Below are 4,463 nucleotides of genomic sequence, written 5' to 3' on the forward strand. Positions count from 1 at the left end.
CCACAGGCCCGGCCTCGACGATGCGCCCCAAGTACATCACCAGCACCTGCTGCGCCAGATACTCGACCGTCGCAAGGTCGTGGCTGATGAACAGGTAGCTCAGGCCATTGTCGGTCTGCAGCGTCTTGAGCAGTTGCAGCACCTGGGCCTGGACCGACACGTCGAGCGCCGCCGTAGGCTCATCGAGGATCAGCAGTTTTGACTCCAGCGCCAGGGCCCGGGCGATAGCGATACGCTGCAACTGGCCACCGGAGAATTCATGGGGATAGCGTTCCATGTGCTCCTCGCCCATCCCCACATTTCCCAGCAGCGTGAGAATGCGCGCGTGCAAGGCGCTACCGCGCAAACCAAAGGCAACCTTCAGCGGCTCGGCAACAATCGCCTTGATCGTCATTTTTGGGTTCAGCGAGGCATACGGGTTCTGGAACACCATACTCAAGCTCCTGCCCCGCGCCCTGGCATCAGTGGGCAGCGGCCGACCTTCGACCAGAATTTGCCCACTATCGGCTGGCAGCAGACCGAGCAAGGTCGCGGCCACCGTACTTTTGCCACAACCGGATTCCCCCACCAGCGCGACCGTCTCACCGACCTGCACCTCCAGGCTGATGTGGTCAATGGCGGTCACCAGGCCATCGCGGCTGGCGTAGGTCTTGTGCAACTGATTGACGCTCAACAGTGCGGGCTGTTTGTTGTTATTCATAGCCGTTTACCTTTCAAAGAAGCCTCACACCTTGACCAATATGTTGTGGCAAGCTGCCCAGTGCTCCTTGCCGATGACAACCCTCGGCGCAGCCTGATTGCAGCGTCCGGTGGCGCGTTCACAACGTGGGTTGAAGGCACAGCCAGCCGGGGGAGCCGCCATGTTCGGCACCTGCCCCGGGATGAAGCCCAGGGGCTGGGGTCCCTGCCCCAACTTGGGCAYGGTGCCCATCAACTTCAGGGTGTAGGGGTGTGCAGGTCGCTTGAACACCTCGCCCACCGGACCGCTCTCCACCACTTCGCCGGCATACATCACCGCCACCCGGTCACAGAGCGAAGCCACTACCCCAAGGTTGTGGGTGATAAACAGAATCGCCAGGTCCTGCTCCCGTGCCAGTTTGCGCAGCAGGGCGATGATCTGCGCCTGCACTGTGACGTCCAGCGCCGTGGTCGGCTCATCGGCGATCAGCAGTTTTGGCCGACAGGCCAGCGCCATCGCAATCACCACGCGCTGCAACTGACCGCCAGACATCTGGTGCGGGTACTTGGCTAGCGCTAGAGAGGGGTCGGGCATGCTCACCGCTTCCAGCGAGCTCAGCGCCTCGGCGCGGATTTCTGCCTTACTCAGTTGCCGATGGCAGCCGATGACATCGATCATCTGCCGCCCGACGGTGAAGAACGGGTTGAGCGCCTTCATCGGATTCTGGAAGATCATCGCCGCGCCACCGCCACGCAAAACCGCCAGCTGCGACGCCGACGCGCCGTTGACCTGCTGTCCGGCGACCCTGACACTGCCTCCCAGCCGAGCGGCCTCAGGCATCAATCCAAGGCAGGACATGGCCGTCATTGACTTGCCCGAGCCCGATTCCCCCACCAACCCGAGGATCTCGCCGCGCCTTATCTTAAGGTCGATGCCGCGTACGGCCTGTACGGTCTTGAACAAACCTGGGAAGGACACCGTCAGCCCTTCCACTTCCAGCACCAGGTCTTGAGCTGCGTCGTTATTCGCAGCGGCGAGACGCTCAATAGTCGAATACTGCAAGGATTCGTCGATCATCAGCGCATCCCCTTCTTTGGATCAAGCACATCGCGCAGCCCGTCACCTACCAGGTTGACGGCCAGCACCAGGACAAAAATCGCCACTCCGGGAAACAGCACCGTCCAGGGATTCTCGAGTAACTGCGAGCGCGACGCTGCGGCCATCAGCCCCCATTCGATCATGGGCGGCTTGGCCCCCAGCCCGATAAAGCTCAGCGAGGCAGCGGCGAGAATGGTGTAACCAAAGTCCATGGACCCCTGCACGATCACAGGCGTGGTGGCATTGGGCAGTACATGGCGAAGCAAGATACGGCAGTGACTGACGCCCATGGAACGGGCGGCATGGATATAGGTTTCTGACCGAACCCGTACTACCGCACCGCGCATGATCCTCGCGTACCAGGGAAACCAGGAGACAGCGAGCGCTAACATGGCATTGGCCAATCCCGATCCCAGCGCAGCGGTGATAGCGATCGGCAACAACAGCGGTGGAAAGGCCAGGAACACATCTGTGAAACGCATCAGCAGCGTATCCACTCGACCACCGAAGTAACCGGAAACAAGCCCGATCGGAATCCCGATCAGCATCGCAATCAGAGTCACGCTCACTCCGATGATCAGCGAGGTGCGTGCGCCATAAAGCACCCGTGAAAGAATGTCGCGACCAAACTCGTCGGTGCCCATCCAGTGTGCCCAGTTGGGTGCCAGCAATTTCTGGGAAAAGACAATCTTGTTCGGCTCATAAGGTGCAAGCCAGGGGGCGAAGACTGCCGCCAGGATGATCAGCAGCAATAACAGCGCGCCGAATACAAACAACTTGTTATCGCTGGCAAACGCCAAGGCTTTGATACGCCATGATGGGGCTCGCGAGGGCATGGACAGGGATACGTCTTGGATACTCATTGGACTCGCAACCTCGGATCAACAAGGTGATACAAGAGATCAACGATCAGGTTGATCGACAGATACGTCGTGGCCAGCACCAGGGTGGCGCCCATCACAGCGGGGAAATCATTCTGGGCAATTGAAAACACCACGAAGCCGCCCAGGCCAGGCCAATCGAAAATGAACTCAACGACTACCGCACCACCGAGCAGGTAACCGAAGGTCAGGCCCACCACTGTCAGGAGCGGAATCATTGTCGCCTTCAGGGCATAGGCGTAATGGATACGCCACTTGGGTACACCGTAAGAAACGGCCGTACGGATGTACTCCTCGGATAACACCTCCACCATCATGTTGCGGGTGATCCGGGTGACAGTGGCCAAGGTCACGATGACCAGGGTGAGCACGGGTAGCGTCAGGTGTTTGATGGCGCTCCACAGTGCTACGAAATTACCGGCCAGCAGAGTGTCGATCAGGTAAAAGCCTGTCACACGCTCAAAAGGGCTATCGAGAAGAATGGAAGCATCGATACGTCCTTGCAGGGGCAGCCAGTTGAGCTTGCCGTAGAACAATAACTGCAAGCCCATGGCCAGGATGAAAACTGGAAACGCCGTCCCTGCGATGGACCCCGCTCGTGCCGCATTATCGACCACTGAGTTCTGCCGCGCCGCCGAGATGACACCGATCGGCACCCCTAGCACCACCACCCAGAACATCGCCAGGAATGTCAGTTCAAAAGTCGCGCCAACCCGCCTGACCACTTCCTCCATCACCGGCCGCCCGGTGCGCAGACTAGTGCCAAAATCACCTCGCAGAAGATCACCGATGTAACTGAAGTATTGGATCGGCAGAGGCTTATCCAACCCCAGTTTTTCCCGTGCGACGGCAATCTGCTCCACCGTGGGGTGGTTTCCCAGCATCATTTCTACCGGGGAACCCGGAAGAGCTCGGCTCAGAACGAAGGTGATGGTCAACACTCCCAAAAGAATGAAGAACATCACTATCAATCGCTGAGCTATATACTTCGCCATTTGGAATACCCCTTGTGGCTAAAAAACTTGACCCTGACTTCTTACGCCCTACATAAAAACCCCAAAAGCGGATTAACCCTTGAGGGAATGACCAGGCAAATTAACTAACTGCCTGGTTATCGATTTACATGGCAAATCAGGTATTACACGTACCACTTCATCAAAGACGACTAAGCATTCAGCGATTCAGGTTGTAGTAGAGAATCGCCTCATAAGCAGGATTCAGGCTCTTTTCCATACCCTTGATGTCTTTGCGGGAGACACGTATCTGCTGCACGTCGGCGTACCAGATCGCAGGAGCGTCCTTGGCCAGTATCTGCTGGGCCTGCACGTACTTTTCAGTGGACTTGGCCCGATCACTGCCCTCTAACGCCGCCGCCTCTTCGATCAACTGATCAAAGTTTGGGTTGCTGTAGTGAGACAGATTGAATAGCGTGGTTTTTTCTGTATGGAACTCACTGAAAAGCCAATCGCTGGGTGTCGGATACGTCGGCCACCAAGCCATAGATTGCATGTTGGGAGCGGTATCCAGCTTCTTTGCCTTATCCCAGATCACACCCCACTCGCCGGGGAGTAACTCCACCTCAACGCCAACCTGAGACGCCGTCGCCTGAAATAGTTCAGCAGCGTTTGCATAGATGCCACTGATGTACTGCATCGAGACCTTCCAGTCCTGCTTAGGTACACCGGAGGCTTCCAACAATTGTCGGGCTTTATCCAGATCGTAAGAGGCCATAGGCACGCTGGCATGCCCCCAGATACTGGTGGGCAAAGGCCCCTTGGGAACGCTGCCGTAGCCATGCAAAATAT

Annotated in this window: 5 protein-coding genes; all 5 read right to left on the bottom strand. The window is 57.7% G+C overall.

Annotated features, from left to right (window positions below):
- A partial coding sequence (locus AC1DVH_RS26695) for an ABC transporter ATP-binding protein (protein ID WP_477756316.1) occupies nt 1-700 on the bottom strand: 700 nt, incomplete at its 3' end.
- Nucleotides 701-724: 24 nt separating this feature from the next.
- Entirely contained in the window at nt 725-1,756 is a 1,032-nt protein-coding gene (locus AC1DVH_RS26700) for an ABC transporter ATP-binding protein (RefSeq protein WP_477756317.1), read from the bottom strand.
- Nucleotides 1,756-2,640, bottom strand: a complete 885-nt coding sequence (locus AC1DVH_RS26705) for an ABC transporter permease (protein ID WP_477756318.1) — start codon at nt 2,638-2,640, stop codon at nt 1,756-1,758. Before AC1DVH_RS26705 ends, AC1DVH_RS26700 begins: the two co-directional genes overlap by 1 nt.
- Nucleotides 2,637-3,653, bottom strand: coding sequence for an ABC transporter permease (locus AC1DVH_RS26710; RefSeq protein WP_077431837.1), 1,017 nt, complete (start codon nt 3,651-3,653; stop codon nt 2,637-2,639). The genes AC1DVH_RS26705 and AC1DVH_RS26710 overlap by 4 nt, the downstream gene beginning before the upstream one ends.
- Before the next feature lie 178 nt (nt 3,654-3,831).
- Nucleotides 3,832-4,463: ABC transporter substrate-binding protein (locus AC1DVH_RS26715; protein WP_477756319.1), on the bottom strand; the 632-nt coding region annotated here is incomplete at its 5' end.

This window comes from Pseudomonas sp. P4_C3 (genome assembly GCF_056402075.1).